The sequence below is a fragment of the Sphingomonas sp. CD22 genome (genome assembly GCF_034556155.1).
Taxonomy (GTDB): Bacteria; Pseudomonadota; Alphaproteobacteria; order Sphingomonadales; family Sphingomonadaceae; genus Sphingomonas.
Map to the genome: position 1 here is coordinate 1 of NZ_JAYDYX010000008.1, position 19,221 is coordinate 19,221.

Annotated in this window: 20 protein-coding genes and 1 tRNA gene; 14 read left to right on the plus strand and 7 right to left on the minus strand. The window is 68.9% G+C overall.

The window, feature by feature from the left end:
* The first annotated feature begins 160 nt into the window (after positions 1-160).
* The 4 genes from SFC76_RS15310 to SFC76_RS15325 all read left to right on the plus strand — a co-directional run bounded on the left by SFC76_RS15310 (position 161) and on the right by SFC76_RS15325 (position 5,280).
* Entirely contained in the window at positions 161-1,162 is a 1,002-nt protein-coding gene (locus SFC76_RS15310; RefSeq protein ID WP_322850282.1) for a fumarylacetoacetate hydrolase family protein, read from the plus strand.
* 281 nt (positions 1,163-1,443) lie between these two features.
* Entirely contained in the window at positions 1,444-2,748 is a 1,305-nt protein-coding gene (locus SFC76_RS15315) for a thiamine pyrophosphate-dependent enzyme (RefSeq protein WP_322850283.1), read from the plus strand.
* 163 nt (positions 2,749-2,911) lie between these two features.
* Positions 2,912-3,919: an alpha-ketoacid dehydrogenase subunit beta gene (locus SFC76_RS15320; RefSeq protein ID WP_322850456.1), complete on the plus strand. Its 1,008-nt coding sequence runs from the start codon at positions 2,912-2,914 to the stop codon at positions 3,917-3,919.
* Positions 3,919-5,280, plus strand: coding sequence for a dihydrolipoamide acetyltransferase family protein (locus SFC76_RS15325; protein ID WP_322850284.1), 1,362 nt, complete (start codon positions 3,919-3,921; stop codon positions 5,278-5,280). The genes SFC76_RS15320 and SFC76_RS15325 overlap by 1 nt, the downstream gene beginning before the upstream one ends.
* Here SFC76_RS15325 and SFC76_RS15330 read toward each other — a convergent pair.
* Positions 5,263-5,676, minus strand: coding sequence for a hypothetical protein (locus SFC76_RS15330; RefSeq protein ID WP_322850285.1), 414 nt, complete (start codon positions 5,674-5,676; stop codon positions 5,263-5,265). The two genes, SFC76_RS15325 and SFC76_RS15330, sit on opposite strands and share 18 nt — an antisense overlap.
* A gap of 42 nt (positions 5,677-5,718) precedes the next feature.
* On the opposite strand from SFC76_RS15330, the gene SFC76_RS15335 reads away from it, so the two are divergent.
* The gene (locus SFC76_RS15335; RefSeq protein ID WP_416222431.1) at positions 5,719-6,150 is read left to right on the plus strand and encodes a c-type cytochrome; all 432 of its coding nucleotides are present in this window, start codon (positions 5,719-5,721) and stop codon (positions 6,148-6,150) included.
* A 240-nt stretch (positions 6,151-6,390) separates the two neighbouring features.
* Here SFC76_RS15335 and gorA read toward each other — a convergent pair whose 3' ends face one another.
* The 5 genes from gorA to pgi are packed head-to-tail and all read right to left on the minus strand — an operon-like array spanning position 6,391 to position 10,325.
* Positions 6,391-7,737 carry a glutathione-disulfide reductase gene (gorA, locus tag SFC76_RS15340; RefSeq protein WP_322850286.1) on the minus strand — a complete coding sequence of 449 codons (1,347 nt, stop codon included), beginning with the start codon at positions 7,735-7,737 and terminating at the stop codon, positions 6,391-6,393.
* A gap of 4 nt (positions 7,738-7,741) precedes the next feature.
* On the minus strand, positions 7,742-8,155 hold the full coding sequence (locus SFC76_RS15345) for a PIN domain nuclease (protein ID WP_322850287.1): 414 nt from the start codon (positions 8,153-8,155) through the stop codon (positions 7,742-7,744).
* Positions 8,146-8,358, minus strand: a complete 213-nt coding sequence (locus tag SFC76_RS15350; RefSeq protein WP_322850288.1) for a type II toxin-antitoxin system VapB family antitoxin — start codon at positions 8,356-8,358, stop codon at positions 8,146-8,148. The genes SFC76_RS15345 and SFC76_RS15350 overlap by 10 nt, the downstream gene beginning before the upstream one ends.
* A 54-nt stretch (positions 8,359-8,412) precedes the next feature.
* Positions 8,413-8,799, minus strand: a complete 387-nt coding sequence (locus SFC76_RS15355) for a DUF4174 domain-containing protein (protein WP_322850289.1) — start codon at positions 8,797-8,799, stop codon at positions 8,413-8,415.
* A gap of 35 nt (positions 8,800-8,834) precedes the next feature.
* A complete protein-coding gene (gene pgi, locus SFC76_RS15360) occupies positions 8,835-10,325 on the minus strand; it encodes a glucose-6-phosphate isomerase (protein WP_322850290.1) in 1,491 nt (496 codons plus the stop codon).
* A gap of 128 nt (positions 10,326-10,453) precedes the next feature.
* Here pgi and lepB point away from each other — a divergent pair, with 128 nt between their 5' ends.
* The 3 genes from lepB (at position 10,454) to era (ending at position 12,975) form a co-directional block, all read left to right on the plus strand.
* Entirely contained in the window at positions 10,454-11,293 is an 840-nt protein-coding gene (lepB, locus tag SFC76_RS15365; RefSeq protein ID WP_322850291.1) for a signal peptidase I, read from the plus strand.
* Positions 11,290-11,958, plus strand: a complete 669-nt coding sequence (rnc, locus tag SFC76_RS15370) for a ribonuclease III (RefSeq protein WP_322850458.1) — start codon at positions 11,290-11,292, stop codon at positions 11,956-11,958. The genes lepB and rnc overlap by 4 nt, the downstream gene beginning before the upstream one ends.
* A gap of 117 nt (positions 11,959-12,075) precedes the next feature.
* The gene (gene era / locus SFC76_RS15375; protein WP_322850292.1) at positions 12,076-12,975 is read left to right on the plus strand and encodes a GTPase Era; all 900 of its coding nucleotides are present in this window, start codon (positions 12,076-12,078) and stop codon (positions 12,973-12,975) included.
* Between the two features lie 30 nt (positions 12,976-13,005).
* On the opposite strand, the gene SFC76_RS15380 is transcribed toward era, so the two are convergent.
* On the minus strand, positions 13,006-13,710 hold the full coding sequence (locus SFC76_RS15380; protein ID WP_322850293.1) for an NAD-dependent deacylase: 705 nt from the start codon (positions 13,708-13,710) through the stop codon (positions 13,006-13,008).
* Between the two features lie 202 nt (positions 13,711-13,912).
* Here SFC76_RS15380 and dapB point away from each other — a divergent pair, with 202 nt between their 5' ends.
* The 6 genes from dapB to SFC76_RS15410 all read left to right on the plus strand — a co-directional run bounded on the left by dapB (position 13,913) and on the right by SFC76_RS15410 (position 19,196).
* Positions 13,913-14,641 (plus strand): 4-hydroxy-tetrahydrodipicolinate reductase, encoded by a 729-nt coding sequence (dapB, locus tag SFC76_RS15385; protein WP_322850294.1) that lies wholly within the window; start codon positions 13,913-13,915, stop codon positions 14,639-14,641.
* A complete protein-coding gene (gene nth / locus SFC76_RS15390; protein ID WP_322850295.1) occupies positions 14,638-15,291 on the plus strand; it encodes an endonuclease III in 654 nt (217 codons plus the stop codon). Before dapB ends, nth begins: the two co-directional genes overlap by 4 nt.
* A 45-nt stretch (positions 15,292-15,336) precedes the next feature.
* Positions 15,337-15,413, plus strand: a tRNA-Arg gene (locus SFC76_RS15395).
* Positions 15,414-15,467: 54 nt separating this feature from the next.
* Entirely contained in the window at positions 15,468-16,250 is a 783-nt protein-coding gene (locus SFC76_RS15400) for an enoyl-CoA hydratase-related protein (protein WP_322850296.1), read from the plus strand.
* Between the two features lie 94 nt (positions 16,251-16,344).
* A complete protein-coding gene (locus SFC76_RS15405) occupies positions 16,345-17,820 on the plus strand; it encodes an efflux transporter outer membrane subunit (protein WP_322850297.1) in 1,476 nt (491 codons plus the stop codon).
* Positions 17,820-19,196 carry an efflux RND transporter periplasmic adaptor subunit gene (locus tag SFC76_RS15410; protein ID WP_322850298.1) on the plus strand — a complete coding sequence of 459 codons (1,377 nt, stop codon included), beginning with the start codon at positions 17,820-17,822 and terminating at the stop codon, positions 19,194-19,196. Before SFC76_RS15405 ends, SFC76_RS15410 begins: the two co-directional genes overlap by 1 nt.
* The last annotated feature ends 25 nt before the right edge of the window (positions 19,197-19,221 follow it).

Below are 19,221 nucleotides of genomic sequence, written 5' to 3' on the forward strand. Positions count from 1 at the left end.
CGAAGAGGGGTGGGATGACGAAGGAGGGGTGAGATGACGAAGGAGGGGTGAGGTGGCGATTGGTGGGCCGGCGCATCTCGTATCCGCCGATACTTTTCCGTCGCAACCCGGCACGCCAGCCGATACACCGTCGGGCCAACGACATGAGAGGATGCGCCGGATGAAACTCGCCAGTCTGAAGCAGGGCCGTGACGGCAGGCTCGTCGTCGTCTCCACCGACCTCGCCTGGTGCGCCGATGCGACGCATGTCGCGCCGACCTTGCAGGCCGCGCTCGACGATTGGGACCGGCTGCTGCCCGATCTCAAGAACCTCGCCACCGATCTCGACCACGAGGTCATCCCCCGCGAACGCTTCCACGAACATGACGCCGCCTCGCCGCTGCCGCGCGCCTATCAATGGGCGGACGGATCGGCCTATGTGAACCATGTCGCACTCGTCCGGCAGGCGCGCGGTGCCGAGATGCCCGAGACCTTCTGGCACGATCCGCTGATGTATCAGGGCGGCTCGGACGGCTTCCTCGGTCCGCGCGATCCGATCCCGCTTGCCGACGAGGCCTGGGGCTGCGATCTCGAGGCCGAGGTGGTGGTCGTCACCGGCGACGTGCCGCTCGGCGCGAGCCGCGAGGAGGCGCTTGCCGGCATCCGGCTGGTCGGCCTGACCAACGACGTCAGCCTGCGCAACCTCATCCCCGGCGAACTCGCCAAGGGCTTCGGCTTCTTCCAGTCCAAGCCGGCGAGCGCCTTCTCGCCGGTGTTCGTCACCCCGGAGGCGCTTGGCGACTGGTGGCGGGACGGCAAGCTGCACCGCAAGCTCCACGTCGATCTCAACGGCCAGCCGTTCGGCCGCGCCGAGGCGGGCGAGGACATGACCTTCGACTTCGGCACGCTGGTCGCGCACGCCGCCAAGACGCGCCGGCTGGGCGCGGGGACGATCGTCGGCTCCGGCACCGTCTCGAACCGCGGCCCCGATGGTGGCCCGGGCCAGACGATCGCGGCGGGCGGCGTCGGCTATTCCTGCCTCGCCGAACTGCGCACCGTCGAGACGATCGCCACCGGCAAGGCGACGACGCCGTTCCTGCGCAAGGGCGACACGGTGCGCATCTGGGCCGAGGACGACCGGCACCACCCGATCTTCGGCGTGATCGAACAGACCGTGGCGTGAGCCAATCCTCCCCGGCACGGGGAGGGGGACCGCCCGCGAAGCGGGTGGTGGAGGGGGCGGGCCGCAGGCGTCGCGCTTGTGGACGCCCCCCTCCGTCAGCGCTTTGCGCTGCCACCTCCCCGTGCCGGGGAGGAATGGGGTCTGCCCGGCATACCATCCGTTTCGACCGGTACAGCGGAATCGCTCCGCCCACCGAAAAGCCGCTTGAAATTTAATTACAGCCGCGCAACACGATCCAACAACAGCGCCGACGACCCTCGTCGGACGTGCAGGAGAGAGATGTGGCCAGCGAGTATCCTCGCGCCAATGGGCAGCCGCCCCGGAATCTTCCCGGGCTGACGCTGCACGTGCCGGAACCCAAGTTCCGGCCGGGCGATGCGGTCGACTTCGTCGGCGTCGACGTGCCGCCCGCCGGCGCCGCGCGGCGACCCGATACCGCCGCCTCGGCGCACGATTTCACCGATCTCGCTTATACGCTGGTCCGCGTCCTCGACGAGGACGGCCGCGCGGTCGGCCCGTGGGACCCCAAATTGTCGCCCGACATGCTGCGGCGGATGCTGCGCAACATGGCGCTGCTCCGCGCCTTCGACGAGCGGATGTTCCGCGCGCAGCGGCAGGGCAAGACCAGTTTCTACATGAAGGCGACGGGCGAGGAGGCGGTGGCGATCGCCGCCGCGCAGGCGCTCGATTTCGAGGATATGTGCTTCCCGTCGTATCGCCAGCAGGGGCTGCTCATCGCGCGCGGCTATCCGCTGGTCGAGATGATGAACCAGATCTATTCGAACCGCGGCGACAAGCTCCAGGGCAAGCAGCTGCCGATCATGTATTCGGCGCGCGACCACGGCTTCTTCTCGATCTCGGGCAATCTCACCACGCAATATCCGCAGGCCGTCGGCTGGGCGATGGCGTCCGCCGCCAAGGGCGACACGCGGATCGCCGCGACCTGGTGCGGCGAGGGCTCGACCGCGGAGGGCGACTTCCATTCCGCCTGCACCTTCGCCGCGGTCTATCGCGCGCCGGTGATCTTCAACGTCGTCAACAACCAATGGGCGATCAGCAGCTTTTCGGGGTTCGCCGGGGCCGAGGCGACGACCTTCGCGGCGCGCGCGATCGGCTATGGCATCGCCGGGCTGCGCGTCGACGGCAATGACGCGCTCGCGGTCTATGCCGCGACGCTGTGGGCGGCGGAGCGCGCGCGCACCAACGCCGGGCCGACGCTGATCGAGCATTTCACCTATCGCGCCGAGGGCCATTCGACCTCCGACGATCCGACGCAATATCGCAGCGCCGGCGAACCCACCGCCTGGCCGCTCGGCGACCCCATCGCGCGGTTGAAGCAGCACCTCATCGTCATCGGCGAATGGGACGAGGAGCGCCACGCCGCGCAGGACCGCGAGCTCGCCGAATACGTCAAGGCCGAGCAGAAGGAGGCCGAGAAGAACGGCATCCTCGGCCACGGTCTGCACCAGCCGCTCGACACGCTGTTCGACGGCGTGTTCGAGGAGATGCCGTGGCATTTGCGCGAACAGCAGGCGCAGATGATCGCCGAGGAAGAGGCGAGCGGCCGGCCATGGGCGCGCAAGTGATGGCCGCGCACGCCGTCACCCCGGGCCTGACCCGGGGTCCCGCTGTTTCTTTCCTTCCGCGCACGATAGCGGGACCCCGGGTCGAGCCCGGGGTGACGAGGATTGTGGAATGACCGACACCACCACCCAGCCAGAACCCGCCGCCGACACCGGCACCGCCCGCATGAACATGATCCAGGCGATCAATAGCGCGCTCGACATCTGCATGGCGCGCGATCCCGACGTGCTGGTGATGGGCGAGGACGTCGGCTATTTCGGCGGCGTGTTCCGTGCCACCGCGGGCTTGCAGGCGAAATACGGCAAGACCCGCGTCTTCGACACGCCGATCACCGAAACCGGCATCATCGGCGTCGCGATCGGCATGGGCGCCTACGGCCTGCGCCCGGTCCCCGAGATCCAGTTCGCCGACTACATCTATCCCGCGCTCGACCAGCTCGTGTCCGAGGCGGCGCGGCTGCGTTATCGTTCGGCGGGCGAGTTCATCAGCCCGATGACGGTGCGCTCGCCGTTCGGCGGCGGCATCTTCGGCGGCCAGACGCATTCGCAATCGCCGGAGGGCATCTTCACCCACGTCTCCGGCATCAAGACGGTGATCCCGGCGACGCCCTATGACGCCAAGGGCCTGCTGATCTCGGCGATCGAGGACAACGACCCCGTCCTCTTCTTCGAACCCAAGCGCATCTACAACGGCCCGTTCAACGGCTATTGGGACAAGCCGTCGGAGAATTGGTCGAAACATCCCGCGGGCGAGGTGCCGACCGGCTATTACAAGGTGCCGCTCGGCAAGGCCGCGGTGGTGCGCGAGGGCGAGGCGCTGACCATCCTGTGCTACGGCACGATGGTCCACGTCTGCGCCGCGGTGATCGCCGAGCACGATATCGACGCCGAGATCGTCGACCTGCGCACGCTCGTCCCGCTCGACATCGAGACGATCGAGGCCTCGGTCAAGAAGACCGGCCGCTGCATGATCGTCCACGAGGCGACGCGCACCAGCGGCTTCGGCGCCGAACTGTCGGCGCTGGTGCAGGAGCGCTGCTTCTACCATCTCGAAGCGCCGATCGAGCGCGTCACCGGCTACGACACGCCGTATCCGCATAGCCTCGAATGGGCGTATTTCCCGGGGCCGGTGCGCATCGGCCAGGCCCTCAAGAAGATCATGAAGGACGCATAATGGCCCGCTTCACCTTCAAGCTGCCGGACATCGGCGAGGGCATCGCCGAGGCCGAGATCGTCGCCTGGCACGTGCGCGTCGGCGACCGGGTCGAGGAAGACCAGAATATCGCCGACATGATGACCGACAAGGCGACCGTCGAGATGGAATCGCCGGTGTCGGGCGTCGTCGTCGCACTGGCCGGCGAGGTCGGCGACCAGGTCGCGATCGGCGCCGCGCTGGTGGTGATCGAGACCGAGGATGCCGGCGGGGGCGAGGTCGCCGCCGCGCCGCCGAGTGCCGAGCAGGCGGAGGTCGCCGAACAATATGAGGCGGAGAATCCGGGGGTGGAGGAAATCCTCCCCGGCACGGGGAGGGGGACCGCCGGCGAAGCCGGTGGTGGAGGTGGCGCTCCACAAGCGACCCCGCCCGTAAGGCAAGACGCGAGCGCGCCGCCCGTGGCAGCCCCCCTCCACCATCCTTCGGATGGTCCCCCTCCCCGTGCCGGGGAGGAGCCTAAGGCCCTCGCTTCCCCCGCGGTGCGCGCCCGCGCGCGCGATCTCGGCATCGACCTCGCGCAGGTGAAGACCGACGCCGACCGCGTCCGCCATGCCGATCTCGACGCCTTCCTGCGCTACAATGCGGGCCAGGGCTATCAGTCCCCCGGCGCCAGCCGCGCGCGTGCCGACGAGCAGATCCGCGTCATCGGGATGCGCCGCCGCATCGCCGAGAACATGGCCGCGTCGAAGCGCAACATCCCGCACTTTACCTATGTCGATGAGATCGACGTCACCGCGCTCGAGGCGATGCGCGCCGACCTCAACGATCACCGCGGCCAGCGCCCCAAATTGACGCTTCTGCCGCTGCTGATCGTCGCGATCTGCCGCACCCTGCCGCAATTCCCGATGCTCAACGCGCGGTACGACGACGAGGCGGGCGTGGTCACGCGCTCGGGCCGCGTCCATCTCGGCATGGCGGCGCAGACCGACGCCGGCCTCACCGTGCCGGTGATCCGCGACGCGCAGGACAGGAACGTCTGGCAGCTCGCCACCGAGATCGCCCGCCTCGCCGAGGCGGCGCGCGCCAACAAGCTGAAGCCGGAAGAACTCGGCAACGGCACGATCACCGTCACCTCGCTGGGGCCGCTCGGCGGCATCGCGACGACGCCGGTCATCAACCGCCCCGAAGTGGCGATCATCGGTCCGAACAAGATCGTCGAACGCCCGGTCTTCACCGGCCGCGGCGACGAAATCCGCCGCGCCAAGCTGATGAATTTGTCGATCAGCTGCGATCATCGCGTCGTCGATGGCTGGGATGCGGCGAGCTACGTCCAGGCGCTCAAGACGCAGCTCGAAACGCCGGTCTTATTGTTCGCGGACTGACCGATCGGCGAGGCGGGGGCCGGCATGCTGCCGCGCCTCCGCCCGCGCCAGCCGTTGCTCGACGCGGCGGAGCATCGCGCAATAGCTCCGCCGCTCGTTCGGGGTGAGCGCCGCACCGCGCTGGACGTAGCGGTCCATCCCGATCCATATCCGCGTCAGATCGTCGCGCATGAACGCCGCCGGTCCCGCCGCGATCAGTCCGGCGCGGCGCTGCCGGTCGAGTCGTTCGGCGACCAGCGTCAGCCGGCGTGCGAAATAGGCTTGCTGTTGCACGCCGCGGCTCGCCATCAGGCGTCGCTGCGCCGCATAAGCGGGGATCGACGTCGCGGGCGGGATCGGCACGCCGGTCACCGCGATGGCGCCGGACAGCGCGAGGACAAGAATCTTATGGTTCATGGTCGGTCCGTAACGGACAAAGGTAAAGAGGCCCGCAAGAGCGTGACGGCGCGTGCGCTCTGGCTGGCGGCGGGCCTGATGCTCGCCGCGTGTTCGAACGACGATCGCGCCGCCCGCCGCGCCGCCGCCGGACCGTCCCCCGATCTTGCCGCGCTGCTGCGCGTCGCCAGCGTCGCCGCCGGCGATCGCCAGTTCGCGCGCTGCGCCGCCTGTCACGCCAGTCGCCGCGGCGCGCCCGACCGCAACGGCCCGACCCTGGCCGGCGTCATCGGCGCGCCGGTCGCCGGGGTCAGCCAGCGCTTCGGCTATACCGCCGCGCTGCAACGCGTCGGTGGCCGCTGGACGCCGGAGCGGCTGGATGCCTGGCTCGCCGATCCCCAGGCTTTCGCGCCCGGTACCTCGATGGGCTTCCCGGGCCTGCCCGACCCGCTCGATCGCGCCGACGTGATCGCTTACCTCCAGGCGCAGCGTTAGCGCCGCTGCGCCCATCGGGTGGCTTGGGACAAATCGACATTCAGCACCGCCGCAACCTTGCACCTTCTATCCGTCACCCCGGACTTGATCCGGGGTCCCGCTGCCTTCTACCGGTGCGGATCGGGAAGAAGCGGGACCCCGGGTCGAGCCCGGGGTGACGAAAAGAGAGGTACGTCGACGCCCGTCGTCGTCCGGAAAGGAAGGAATCTCGAATGATTCATCCTGGCGTTTGGCCGACGCTTATTTCATCAGCACCAATTCTTCGGCCATCGTCGGATGCAGCGCCACGGTGTCGTCGAACTGCGCCTTGGTCAGCCCCGCCTTCACCGCGATCGCCGCCGCCTGCAGGATTTCGGGCACGTCCGGCCCGATCATATGCAGACCGACGATCCGCCCGGTTTCGCCGTCGCAGACCATCTTGTAGAGCGCGCGTTCGTTACGGCCCGCGAGCACGTTCTTCATCGGCCGGAAATCCGATGAATAGACGCGGATCGATCCCAGCTTCTGCTTCGCCTCGCTCTCGGTCATGCCGACGCCGGCCATCGGCGGATGACTGAACACCGCCGCGGGGATGTTGGTGTAATCGACCGTCGTCGGCTTGTCACCGTAGAAGGTGTCGGCGAACGCCTGGCCCTCGCGGATCGCCACCGGGGTCAGCTGGACGCGGTTGGTGACGTCGCCGACCGCGAAGATGCTGTCGACGCTCGACCGGTTCTGCGCGTCGACGACGATCGCCCCCTTCTCCAGCGTGACGCCCGCCGCTTCCAGCCCGAGCCCCTTGGTATTCGGCACGCGGCCGGTGGCGAACATCACCATGTCGACCGTGACCGGATCGTGGTTCGACATATGGACGGTGAGGCAGCCGTTCGCGCCCTTCTCGATCCCTTCGAAATTGGCGTCGAACTTGAACTCCAGGCCCTTCATCATGCTGATCTGGAGCAGCCGGTCGCGGATCGACAGGTCGTAGCCGCGCAGGATGTCCTGCGTGCGGTTCATGATCGTCACGTGCGCGCCGAGCTGGTGGAAGATGCCGGCGAATTCGTTGGCGATGTAACCCGCGCCCGCGATCAGGATGCGCCTGGGGATCGCGTCGAGGTGGAACGCCTCGTTGCTGGTGATGCCGTGCTCCGCGCCGGGGCAATCGGGCACCGCGGGATGCGCGCCGACCGCGACGAGGATGCGTCCCGCGGTCTTCTCGCTGCCGTCGGCGAGGCGCACGCTGTGCGGCCCGGTGACGACCGCGCGCTGGTGGATGATCTCGACGCCATGCGTCTCCAGCGTCTGCGTATAGGCACCGTTGATCCGGTCGACCTCTTCGAGCACGTTGTCGCGCAGCGTCTTCCAGTCGAACGCACACTGATCCGGCACCTGCCAGCCGAAGCGCTTGGCGTCCTTCAGGTCCTCGGCGAAATGCGCGCCGTAGATCAGCAGTTTCTTGGGCACGCAGCCGCGGATGACGCAGGTGCCGCCGACGCGATATTCCTCGGCGACCGCCACCTTGGCGCCATGCGCCGCGGCGACCCGGCTTGCCCGCGTCCCCCCGGACCCTGCGCCGATGACGAACAGGTCGTAATCATAGTCGGACATCACTTCACTCCGGGAGGGTCAGCGCCGACCGGAGGCCGAGATGCTGGACGAAAGGGTCGAAATCACGATCGCTGTACAACAGCGGAAGACGGTCGAGGATGCAGCGGGTGGCGATCAGCGTGTCGATCGTCTTGCGTATCGTGATGCCGAGGCTGCGCAGATGGCGATAGTGGCGGGCGGCTTCAACGGCGACGCGGTGGTTGCCGATCGTCAGTCGATCGAAGCGGGCGAAGAACCGCATCGCCTCATCCGCGCGGGTCTCGCTTCGTGCGCCCTGCAACACTTCCATAAGGACGAGGTCGCCGATGCCTAGGAGATCGCCCCGATCGAGATATCCCGTCAATGCTCGCGTCTGGATCGTATCCCGATTGCTCAGCAGGTCGATCCACACACTGGAATCGACGACGATCATCCCCATTCGCGCACCGGATCGTCGGTACGCATCGCCTCAAGATCACCGTCCCAGCCGAGCCCGCGCAATCCTTCCAGCGCTTTGCGTTGGCGCTCGATCTTGACGTAACGGTTCAGGACGAAGTGGACCACGTCACGCTTGGTCCTCAAGCCACTCAACTGGGTGGCTTCCGCCATCAAAGCGTCGTCGATCTCGATATTGGTCCGCATGTGTATGGCTCCGCAGAATCGTACACATAGAAGGCGTGCGCTTGCTCTGCAACGTCACCGCTCTCCTGCCCGCCGCATCGGCATCGCGTCGATCGTCTCCGCCAGAACCTCGGGCGCGATCGGCTCGGCAGACCGTAGTTTCTCGCCGCCGTCCTTGCCGATCAGGATCGCGACGAACCGCCCCGCCGGCAGCCGATAGCGTTTGCGCAGCGCCGCCGCGCGATCATCCGCGCCGCTCACCTGGTCGCCGACGATCGTCACCACCGCCAGGTCGCGCTCGCGCGCCGCCGCATCCCATCCCGCCAGCGCGCGCCGTTGCGCCGCCAGCCCCGCATCGTCCCCGCGCGCCGCCGACAGCAGCAACACCCGCCGTTCCCAGCGCATCGCGGCGACGGTGGCGGGAAGGGGCGCGAGCGCGGCGGCGAGCAGGAACGGGATCATCGCGCCTCAACGCGCGACGATCCCGAACGCCCCGCTCACTCCAGCCCGGCGCGCCGGATCAGATCCTCGGTCGAGGCGTCGAACGACTGGCCGCCCTGGTCCGCCGCCTTCGCCATCTCCTTGCCCAGCTCGACGCCGAACTGGTCGAACGAATTGATGCCGAGCAGCACCCCGTTCACGAACACGCGATGTTCGTAGAAGGCGATCAGCGCCCCCAGCGTCCGCGGATCGAGCACGTCGAGCAGCAGGGTCGAAGACGGCCGGTCGCCGCTGTACGAGCGTGCGGGGTCCTCGACCTGCTTGCCCTTCATCAGCGCCGCACCCTGCGCGAAGGCGTTGAGCAGCAACTGGCGATGATGATCCTCGGCCAACGTATCGCCCGGCTCGATCACCGCGATGAACTCGACCGGCACCAGATGCGTGCCCTGATGCAGCAACTGGAACACCGCATGCTGCGCATCGGTGCCGACCCCGCCCCAGGTGATCGCCGCGGTCGGCCGCCCGACCGGCTGGCCGTCGACGGTGACGCCCTTGCCGTTCGACTCCATCTCGAGCTGCTGGAGATAGCTCGGCAGCAACCGCAGCCGCTCGTCATAGGCGAAGGGCGCGCGCGTCTCGGCGTGGCGCACCTGCGTGTAATAGAGGTCGGCGAACGCCGCCAACGCCGGCGCATTCTCGTGCAACGCGGTCAGCCGGAAATGCCGGTCCATCGCCGCGGCACCCTCCAGCAATTCCTCGAATGCCCCCCAGCCGAGCGCGATCGCCGCCGGAAAGCCGATCGACGACCACAAGGAATAGCGTCCGCCGACACCCTCGCCGAACGGCAGGATGCGCGTCTCGTCGACGCCCCATTCCATCGCCTTGTCGGGCGCCGCGGTCAGCGCGATCACCTTGCCATAGGGGTCCTCGACGCCATGTTCGGTCATCCACTGCAGCGCCGATTCGGCGTTGAGCATCGTCTCCTTGGTGGTGAAGGTCTTGGATGCCACCACCAGCAGCGTCGCCGCCGGATCGAAATCCTTGATCGCATCCTCCAGCGCGACCCCGTCGACGTTGGAGACGATCGCGACGTCGTAGCGCGCATCCTCGCGACCCAGCGCATCGACCAGCAGATGCGGCCCCAGCGCCGATCCGCCGATGCCGATATGCAGCACGTGGCGGATGTCGCCCAATGCGCCACCCTCGATCGCGTCGATCAGCGAGCGCATCCGCTCGTGGAATTTGCGCGCCAGCGCGACGCTCTCGGGATCGCCCTCGCCGCGCTCGGCGGTATGGCCGACCGGGCGGTCCTCGGTGACGTTGACATGCTCGCCGCCGAACAGCGCATCGCGCTTGCCGGCGAGGTCCTTGGCCTGCGCCAGCGCGACGAAGGCATCGACGGCCTGCGCGGTCAGATGCGTCTTCGACCAGTCGAAGTGGATGCCCCCCACGTCGAGGCTGAACTTGGACAGGCGCTCGCTATCCTGCTCGAACAGATCGACCAGCTTGGGGGAGGGGAGGGCTTCGATCGCAGACCAGTCGCTCATGTCGTTTTTCCGTCCTTGGGGGAAGGGATGTTCGTGTCAGCTCCGTATCGAACCTGCGCGGGCGGGCAAGCCCCGGTCGGTCGGAACGACTACTCAGGACGCTCGGGGGACGCTAAGGCTCCCTGACTATGGATCAGACACCGACGCCGGCCCCAGCGGCCACCGCCACGACCGCCAAACCGCCGCGTTCGGAGCTGAACGAGACGCTGCGCTTCCTCGTCAAGCTGGCGATCGCGGTGCTGATCCTCCGGAGCTTCCTGTTCGCGCCGTTCTCGATCCCCTCGGAATCGATGCTGCCGCGGCTGCTGATCGGCGACTATCTGTTCGTCACCAAATGGAATTATGGGTATTCACGCTGGTCGCTGCCGGGCGGGCTGCCGCTCATCCCCGGCCGCATCCTCGGTCGAGACCCGACGCGCGGCGACGTCGTCGTCTTCCGCTCGCCCGAGCCCGACGATCACGACGTCATCAAGCGCGTCATCGGCCTGCCCGGCGACACGATCCAGGTCCGCCGCGGCCAGGTGATCCTCAACGGCAAGCCGATCCCCAAGCAGCGCGTCGCCGATTTCGTGCTGCCGCTCACCGCCAATTTCGATGCGCAGAAATGCGGCGCCAATTTCCAGGACGTCGATGCCGCCGGCGTGCCGATCTGCCGCTATCCGCGCTTCCGCGAGACGCTGCCCAACGGCAAGAGCTATATGGTGCTCGACCAGGCGGACATCCCGCAGGCCGACGATACCGGCCTCTACACCGTGCCCGCCGGCGACGTCTTCCTGATGGGCGACAATCGCGACGACAGCGCCGACAGCCGCTTCCCCGCGCCGATCGGCATGGGCTACATCCCCATGGAGCGGATCGAGGGCAAAGCGGTGGTCACCTTCTTCTCGACCGACGGCAACGCCGCGTGGATCAATCCCGTGAGCTGGTTCACCGCCGCGCGCTGGCAGCGGATCGGAGAGGGCTTCTGAGCACCGCGCTGCCCGAATGGCTGGCCGAGACCTTCGGCCGCCGTCCTGCCGACATCGCTCCCTATCAGCGCGCGCTGACCCACGGCAGCCAGGCGGCCGAGAATTACGAGCGGCTCGAATTCCTCGGCGACCGCGTCCTCGGCCTCGTCATGGCGGAATGGCTGTGGGAGCTGTTCCCCAAGGAGCCCGAGGGGCAATTGTCGAAGCGGCTCAACGCTCTGGTCACCGGCGCGGTCTGCGCCGACGTGGCGCGCGAGCTGGGGGTGCGCGCCCATCTGCGGCTCGGCAAACAGGCCCGCGACGACGGCGCGCACGAGAGCGACAACATCCTCGGCGACGTGATGGAGGCGCTGATCGGCGCCTGGTATCGCGAAGCCGGTCTCGACGCCGCCCGCGCCTTCGTCCGCAAGGCGTGGGGCAGCCGCGTCCAGCACGGCGACAAGGCGCCGCAACATCCCAAATCGGCGCTTCAGGAATGGGCCGCCGCCGCCGGCCGTCGCACCCCCGAATATGTCGTCGTCGATCGCTCCGGCCCCCACCATGCGCCGCGCTTCACCGTACAGGTGAGGATCGGCAGCTTCGCGGAGGCGACCGCGACCGGCGCGAACAAGCAGATCGCGGAAACAGCGGCGGCGAAAGCGCTGCTGGAGAAGCTGACCGGCTAACGCCGCCCTCGCTTTGGAGGGGGAGGCGCGGGTAGGGCCAAGCCAGGCCCGTCCGGCCGCGATCACCCGCACGGGAATGGGTATCGCCCGCTCCCCCAACATTTCGTAAGGAGCCGTATGACCCAGACCCAACATTGCGGCCTCGTCGCCGTGGTCGGCGCGCCCAATGCGGGCAAGTCGACGCTCGTCAATGCGCTCGTCGGCCAGAAGGTCGCGATCGTCAGCCCCAAGGCGCAGACCACGCGCACCAAATTGCTCGGCGTCGCGATCGAGGACGACGCGCAGATCCTGCTCGTCGACACCCCCGGCATCTTCGAACCGCAGCGCCGGCTCGATCGCGCGATGGTCGCCGCCGCCTGGACCGGCACCGAGGGCGCCGACCTCATCGCGCTCGTCGTCGACGGCAAGGGCGGCATCGGCGGCAAGGTCGAGCGGATCGCCGAGGCGCTGAAAGACCGTCCCGAGCCGAAGATCCTGATCCTCAACAAGGTCGACCTCGCCGACAAGCCGCGGCTGCTGCTCCACGCGGAAAAGCTCAACGCGCTGATGCCCTTCGCCGATACCTGGTTCGTCTCGGCGCAGACTGGCGACGGCCTGGCCGAACTCAAGTCGGCGCTCGCCAGGGCGATGCCGGCGGGCCCGTGGCATTATCCCGAGGATCAGGTGTCCGATGCCACCGAGCGCGCGCTCGCCAGCGAAGTGACGCGCGAACAGCTCTACCTCCAGCTCCACGCCGAACTGCCCTATGCCAGCACGGTCGAAACGGAGAAATACAGCGAGCGCGAGGACGGCTCGGTCGAGATCCACCAGCAGATCCTCGTCGAACGCCCGACGCAGCGCGCGATCATCCTCGGCAAGGGCGGCAGCCGCATCAAGGAAATCGGCGCCCGCGCCCGCACCGAACTGGCGAGCATCCTCGGATCGCCGGTCCACCTCTACCTCCACGTCAAGGTCAAGCCGGGCTGGGACGAAGACCGCGAAGTCTATCGCGGCCTGGGCCTGGATTGGGTGGAGTAACCACCAATCCTCCCCCTTGCGGGGGAGGACCTACACGGCCCCCAAAACCCCGCGCACCCAGTCCGGCACCAGCACCCCCGCCGGCCCCAGCCGCGTCTCCGCGAAGAAACCGCTCCCCGCCGACCGTTCGAGGTTCAGCTCCAGCGTATCCGCGCCATAGGCCTCGGCGAGCTGCACGAACCCCGCCGCCGGATACACCGCCCCCGACGTGCCGATCGACACGAACAGATCGGCACGTGCCAGCGCCGCCTCGATCCGCTCCATCTGGTACGGCATCTCGCCGAAGAACACGATGTCGGGCCGCAGCGCCGCCGCCCCGCATGCCGCACACCGCGTTCCCGGCGGCAGCGCATCATGCCACCCGCGCCGCACGCCGCAACGCGCGCACAGGGCGGAGGTCAGCTCGCCATGCATGTGCAGCAACCGGCGCGCGCCCGCACGCTCGTGCAGGTCGTCGACATTCTGCGTCACGATCAGCAATTCGCCCGGCCACGCCGCGTCGAGGTCGGCGAGCGCGCGATGCGCGGCATTGGGTTCGACCCCGGCGAGCGCCGCCCGCCGCAGATCGTAGAAGCGATGCACCAGCACCGGATCGGCGGCGAGCGCTTCGGGCGTGCACACGTCCTCGACGCGATGCCCCTCCCACAGCCCGCCCGGCCCGCGGAAGGTGGCGATCCCCGATTCGGCGGACACGCCTGCCCCGGTCAGCACGACGATGTTGCGGATGTCGGTCATCTCGTTCCAGATAGACGCATCGCCCGGTCCTGCAACGTTTCCGGCGGCAAAAGGCGGTCATGTCCGACAGGTCCGCGATAAACGGTTGCGTTAACAAAGGCTTGCGCGTTGCGCTGTCCTACTGCCCGGCCCTGTGCCAAAAGGCCGGCATGACCCAAGCCCCCTCCGTTCTGCGCGACATTGGTGAAGTTAGGAGCCTCGCATGACCGCGATCGGCATCTACGGCAGCAGCGGCCGGATGGGTCGCGCGATCGCCGAACAGATCGCCGCGGCGGGCGCGACGCTCGCCGGCGGAGTCGATGCCGGCGGCGATCCGGCGGTGCTCGCCCGCGTCTCCGACGTGCTGGTCGACTTCTCGACGCCGTCGGCGCTCGCCTCGCACCTCGCCGCCGCGCGCGCGTCGCGCACGCCGCTGGTGATCGGCACGACCGGCCTCACCCAGGCGCAGCACGAGGCGATCGACGCCGCCGCTACCGAGATCGCGGTGCTCCAGACCGGCAACACCTCGCTCGGCGTCACCCTGCTCGCGCAACTGGTCCGCGAGGCGGCGGAGCGGCTCGGCACCGACTGGGACATCGAGATCGTCGAGAGCCATCACCGCCACAAGGTCGACGCGCCCTCGGGCACCGCGATCCTGCTCGGCGAGGCGGCGGCGGCGGGGCGGGGGACGACCCTGTCCGAGCTGCGCGTCGACGGCCGCGCCGGCCTCACCGGTGCGCGCACCGAGGGGACGATCGGCATGTCGAGCCTGCGCGGCGGCTCGATCATCGGCGATCATACCGTAGTGTTCGCCAGCGAGGGCGAGCGGATCGAGCTGTCGCACCTCGCGCAGGACCGTTCGATCTTCGCCAAGGGCGCGGTACGTGCGGCGCTGTGGATCGCCGGCCAGCCTGCCGGCCGCTATCGTATGGGCGACGTGCTCGGCCTGTGAAGAAGGCGGACGTCTTCGAATTCTACCGCCGGCTCGCGGAGGCGAACCCGCATCCGGAGACGGAGCTCGAATCGGGCAATCCCTACCAGTTGCTCGTCGCGGTGGTACTGTCCGCGCAGGCGACCGACGCCGGCGTCAACAAGGCGACGCGCCAGCTCTTTGCGGAGGTGAAGACCCCCGAACAGATGGTCGCGCTCGGCCCCGACGATCTCAAGCGGCACATCCGCACGATCGGCCTGTTCAACACCAAGGCCAAGAACGTCATCGCGCTGTCGCAGGCGCTGGTCGCCGAGCACGGCAGCGCGGTGCCCGCCGACCGCGACGCGCTCGAACGCCTGCCCGGCGTCGGCCGCAAGACCGCCAACGTCGTGATGAACGTCGCCTTCGGTGCCGAGACCTTCGCGGTCGACACGCATATCTTCCGCGTCGGCAACCGCACCGGCCTCGCCCGCGGCAAGACCCCGCTCGCGGTCGAGCTGAAGCTGGACAAGGCGACGCCGCAGCCGTTCCGCCTGCACGCGCATCACTGGCTGATCCTGCACGGCCGCTACGTCTGCAAGGCGCGGCGGCCCGAATGCTGGCGCTGCATCGTCGCCGACCTCTGCGCCTTCAAGCCCAAGACACCGCCGCCCAAGGCGGTTGCGGCATAAACCCACTGGCGCCGCCGCCGCGGCTTTGCTAGGCGCCGTCCTCAGGCACCCGTAGCTCAGCTGGATAGAGCGCTGCCCTCCGAAGGCAGAGGCCACTGGTTCGAATCCAGTCGGGTGCACCAGCTATCGCCGTCGACCGCACCGGCGCGCTGCGCATCGCCGAGGAGGGGCGCCCGATGACCTACCAGCATATCCTGGCCGAGTCGCAGGGCGACGTCCGCGTCCTCACCCTCAACCGTCCCGACCGCCTCAATGCCGCGCCGCCGGCATTGTTCGACGAGTTGCGCGATGCGCTCGGCGATCTCGGCGGCGCGCGCGCGGTGCTGATCACGGGGGCGGGGCGGGCGTTCTGCTCGGGCGCCGATGTCGCCGGCGGCGCACTCGGCGGCGACGATCCGGGCGAGGCGACCCATGCGGCGCTGACCGACCATTACAATCCGACGATCGCGGCGCTCTTCGACCTTGCGGTGCCGGTGGTCAGCGCGGTGCGTGGCCCCGCCGCGGGCATCGGTTGCAGCCTCGCGCTCGCCGCCGACTTCTGCGTCGCGAGCGAGACCGGCTATTTCCTCCAGGCGTTCGTCAACATCGGCCTGATCCCCGACGGCGGTGCGACCTGGATGCTGCCGCGGCTGATCGGCCGTGCCCGCGCCACCGAGATGATGCTGCTCGGCGAGCGCGTCCCCGCCGCGAAGGCGCTCGATTGGGGGATGATCCACAAGGTCGTCGCCGACGATGCGCTCGACGCCGAGGCGCTGGCGCTGGCGACGCGGCTCGCCGCCGGGCCGACGCGCGCGCTCGGGCTGATGCGCCGCGCGCTCGGCCGGGCGCTCGAAAGCGACTATGCCAGCGCGCTCGCTGCCGAGGCGACGGCGCAGCGCGAGGCGCGGGGTTCGGCGGATTCGCACGAGGGCGGGATCGCCTTCCTCGCAAAGCGCAAGCCGGTCTTCACCGGCCGCTGACGCCGCGCTCATGTGTCGGCGCGGACATCGCCACGACACATATTGCGACACAAAAAGGCTGGACGGCGCAGTGTGTTGACCACACGATACGGCGATGGCCCGTGTTCCCGCCCTGTTGCTCGTCACCGCCGCGCTGGCCGGCTGCACCGTCGGTCCCGATTATCATCCCAAGAGCGCCGCCGATCTCGGCGTGCCCGACGGCTATTCGGTTCCGGCGCAGCAGACGGCGGAGGATCTGACGCGCTGGTGGTCGAACTTCGACGATCCGGTGCTCGGCGCGTTGGTCGAAGACGCGCGGCGCACCAATACCGATGTCGCGCAGGCGATCGCCCGGCTGCGGCAGGCGCGCGAATCGCTGGTGCAGAGCCGTGCCTCGCTGCTGCCGACGCTGTCCGGCTCGGCGGGTTACCAGCGCAACGAGAACCTGCGCGGCGGCGGGCGCTCGTTCACCTTGCCAGACGGCACCGTGGTCGACACCGGCGGCGGCGGCACCAACAGCTTCTCCGCCGGCCTGTCGGCGAGTTACCAGCTCGGCCTGTTCGGCGAGGTGCGCCGCACCGTCGAGGCGACGCGCGCGCAATATGAGGCGAGCGGCTTCGATTATGCCACCACGCTGCTCACCGTCGAGAGCGAGGTGGCGACCAATTACGTGCTCGCCCGCGCCTATCAGGCGCAGCTCGCCAATGCCCGCGCCAGCCTCGCGATCCAGGACGACAATCTGGAGATCGCGGGGTTCCGCGTGCAGGCGGGGCTCGTCTCCTCGGTCGATGTCGAGCAGGCGCGCAGCCAGCGTGCGCAGACCGCCGCCACCGTGCCGCAGATCGAGCAGCAATATGCCGCCGCGGTCGCACGGCTCGGCGTGCTGACCGGGCAGGCGCCCGGCGCGCTGAGGACCGCGCTGGCGGCGGCCAAGCCGATCCCGCGCGGCCCGGCTATGGTGGGCGTCGGCATCCCCGCCGATGCGCTGCGCCGTCGTCCCGACGTGCGCGCGGCGGAGCGGTCGCTGGCGTCGGCGACCGCGCAGATCGGCGTCGCCAAGGCGCAGCTCTATCCGGCGCTGGCGATCAGCGGCAATATCAACACCAATGCGACCGGCATCGGCAGCCTCGGCGATGCGATCACCGGCAGCCTGTTCGCCGGGCTGACGCAGGCGATCTTCAACGGCGGCCGGTTGCGCAGCCAGGTGCGGTCGAACGAGGCGGCGGCGGATGCCGCGCTCGCCGCCTATCGCGGCACGGTGCTGACCGCGCTTGAGGATATCGAGAATGCCATCGTCTCGCTCGACGCCGCACGCCAGCGCGAGACGCAGTATCGTATCGCCTATGACGCCGCCAACGCCTCCGCGATCCTGGCGCGCAGCCAGTATCGCAGCGGCCTCACCGACTTCACCACGCTCAACCAGCAGGAGGCGGCGCTGCTCTCCGCGCAGAACGGCCTGACGCAGGCGCGCTCGGATCAGGCGACCGCGCTGGTCGCGCTCTACAATGCGCTCGGCGGTGGCTGGGACCCGAACGTCGTCCCGCAGGCGCCGGAGCGTGCTCCCCAAACCCCCGTGTCAGAGACCCGCTGATGGCCGAACCGATCGACGATTTCCTGGGCGTGAAGCCCGTGCCGGTCTGGCGCCGCTACCTCAAATGGGTGTTCGTCGCGATCGGCGTGGTGCTGCTCGCCTTGCTGCTCAAGAGCTGTTTCGGGCCGAAGCCGGAAGCGGGCTATGCGACGCAGCCGGCCGGGCGCGGCAATTTGACCGTCACCGTCTCGGCGACGGGCAAGCTCGCGCCGACCAATCAGGTGACGGTCGGCTCGCAGCTGTCGGGGCTGGTCACCAAGGTGGTGGTCGACGTCAACGACCGCGTCAGCGCCGGCCAGCCGCTCGCGCTGATCGATCCGCAGCAGATCGAGGATCAGATCCGCCAGCAACAGGCGCAGATCGCCGCCAACCAGGCGCAGGTCAATCAGGCGCAGGCGACCGTCGGCGAGAGCCGCGCGCAGCTCGCCCGGCTGGAAGAGGTCTACAAATTGTCCAACGGCCGGGTGCCGTCGGGGACCGAGCTCCAGACCGGCCGCGCCGATTACCAGCGCAGCGTCGCCGCGTTGAAGGTCGCGCAGGCGAACGTCGCCGCGGCGCAGGCGGCGCTGGCGCAGAACCAGACGCAGCGTGCCCGCGCGATCATCCGCTCGCCGGTCAACGGCGTGGTGCTCGCGCGGCAGATCGATCCGGGCGCGACCGTCGCCGCCTCGTTCAACACGCCGACGCTGTTCGTGATCGCCGAGGACCTCAGCAAGATGAAGCTGGAAGTCGCGATCGACGAGGCCGATGTCGGCGAGGTGAAGATCGGGCAGAAGGCCAATTTCACCGTCGATGCCTTTCCCGGCCGCACCTTTCCGGCGACGATCACGCGCGTCGATCTCGGTTCGAACCTGACGGTCAGCTCGGCAAGCTCGACCAGCACGACGACCACCACGTCGACGACGGGGCAGGTGGTGAGCTATGCCGCCGACCTCACCGTCGCCAATCCGTCGCTCCAGCTTCGCCCCGGCATGACCGCGACCGCCGACATCGTCACGTCGGACAAGCGGAACGTGCTGCTGATCCCCAATGCGGCGCTGCGCTTCAAGCCTGCCGCGGCGGGAGCGGGTGGATCGAGCGGCGGTATCGCGGGATCGCTGACCTTCCGCCCGCGCCGCGACCGGCCCGAGCGGACCGCGACGCTCGGCCGCGGCGCGTCGCAGACGATCTACGTCAGGGATGCCGAGGGCAAGCCGCAGGCGGTGCAGGTGACCACCGGCGACACCAACGGCACGATGACCGAGGTGCTCGGCGGTGCGCTCAAGCCGGGGCAGCAGGTGATCACCGGGCAATTGTCGACCGGCAACGACGGTGCGGCGGCCGGCAAGCGCAGCGGTGGCGGGCAGCGACGGCAGGGTGGCGCGGGTGGGCAGTAACGCGCCCCCGGCGCGGTGGGGAGGG

Coding starts and splice junctions, on each gene's coding strand:
- lepB (WP_322850291.1), top strand. CDS start 10,454: ATGGATCAGACACCGACGCCGGCCCCAGCGGCCACCGCCACGACCGCC.
- SFC76_RS15310 (WP_322850282.1), top strand. CDS start 161: ATGAAACTCGCCAGTCTGAAGCAGGGCCGTGACGGCAGGCTCGTCGTC.
- SFC76_RS15325 (WP_322850284.1), top strand. CDS start 3,919: ATGGCCCGCTTCACCTTCAAGCTGCCGGACATCGGCGAGGGCATCGCC.
- SFC76_RS15355 (WP_322850289.1), bottom strand. CDS start 8,799: ATGATCCCGTTCCTGCTCGCCGCCGCGCTCGCGCCCCTTCCCGCCACC.
- SFC76_RS15350 (WP_322850288.1), bottom strand. CDS start 8,358: ATGCGGACCAATATCGAGATCGACGACGCTTTGATGGCGGAAGCCACC.
- SFC76_RS15380 (WP_322850293.1), bottom strand. CDS start 13,710: ATGACCGACATCCGCAACATCGTCGTGCTGACCGGGGCAGGCGTGTCC.
- SFC76_RS15405 (WP_322850297.1), top strand. CDS start 16,345: ATGGCCCGTGTTCCCGCCCTGTTGCTCGTCACCGCCGCGCTGGCCGGC.
- gorA (WP_322850286.1), bottom strand. CDS start 7,737: ATGTCCGACTATGATTACGACCTGTTCGTCATCGGCGCAGGGTCCGGG.
- dapB (WP_322850294.1), top strand. CDS start 13,913: ATGACCGCGATCGGCATCTACGGCAGCAGCGGCCGGATGGGTCGCGCG.
- SFC76_RS15345 (WP_322850287.1), bottom strand. CDS start 8,155: ATGGGGATGATCGTCGTCGATTCCAGTGTGTGGATCGACCTGCTGAGC.
- SFC76_RS15330 (WP_322850285.1), bottom strand. CDS start 5,676: ATGAACCATAAGATTCTTGTCCTCGCGCTGTCCGGCGCCATCGCGGTG.
- pgi (WP_322850290.1), bottom strand. CDS start 10,325: ATGAGCGACTGGTCTGCGATCGAAGCCCTCCCCTCCCCCAAGCTGGTC.
- SFC76_RS15400 (WP_322850296.1), top strand. CDS start 15,468: ATGACCTACCAGCATATCCTGGCCGAGTCGCAGGGCGACGTCCGCGTC.
- era (WP_322850292.1), top strand. CDS start 12,076: ATGACCCAGACCCAACATTGCGGCCTCGTCGCCGTGGTCGGCGCGCCC.
- SFC76_RS15320 (WP_322850456.1), top strand. CDS start 2,912: ATGAACATGATCCAGGCGATCAATAGCGCGCTCGACATCTGCATGGCG.
- SFC76_RS15410 (WP_322850298.1), top strand. CDS start 17,820: ATGGCCGAACCGATCGACGATTTCCTGGGCGTGAAGCCCGTGCCGGTC.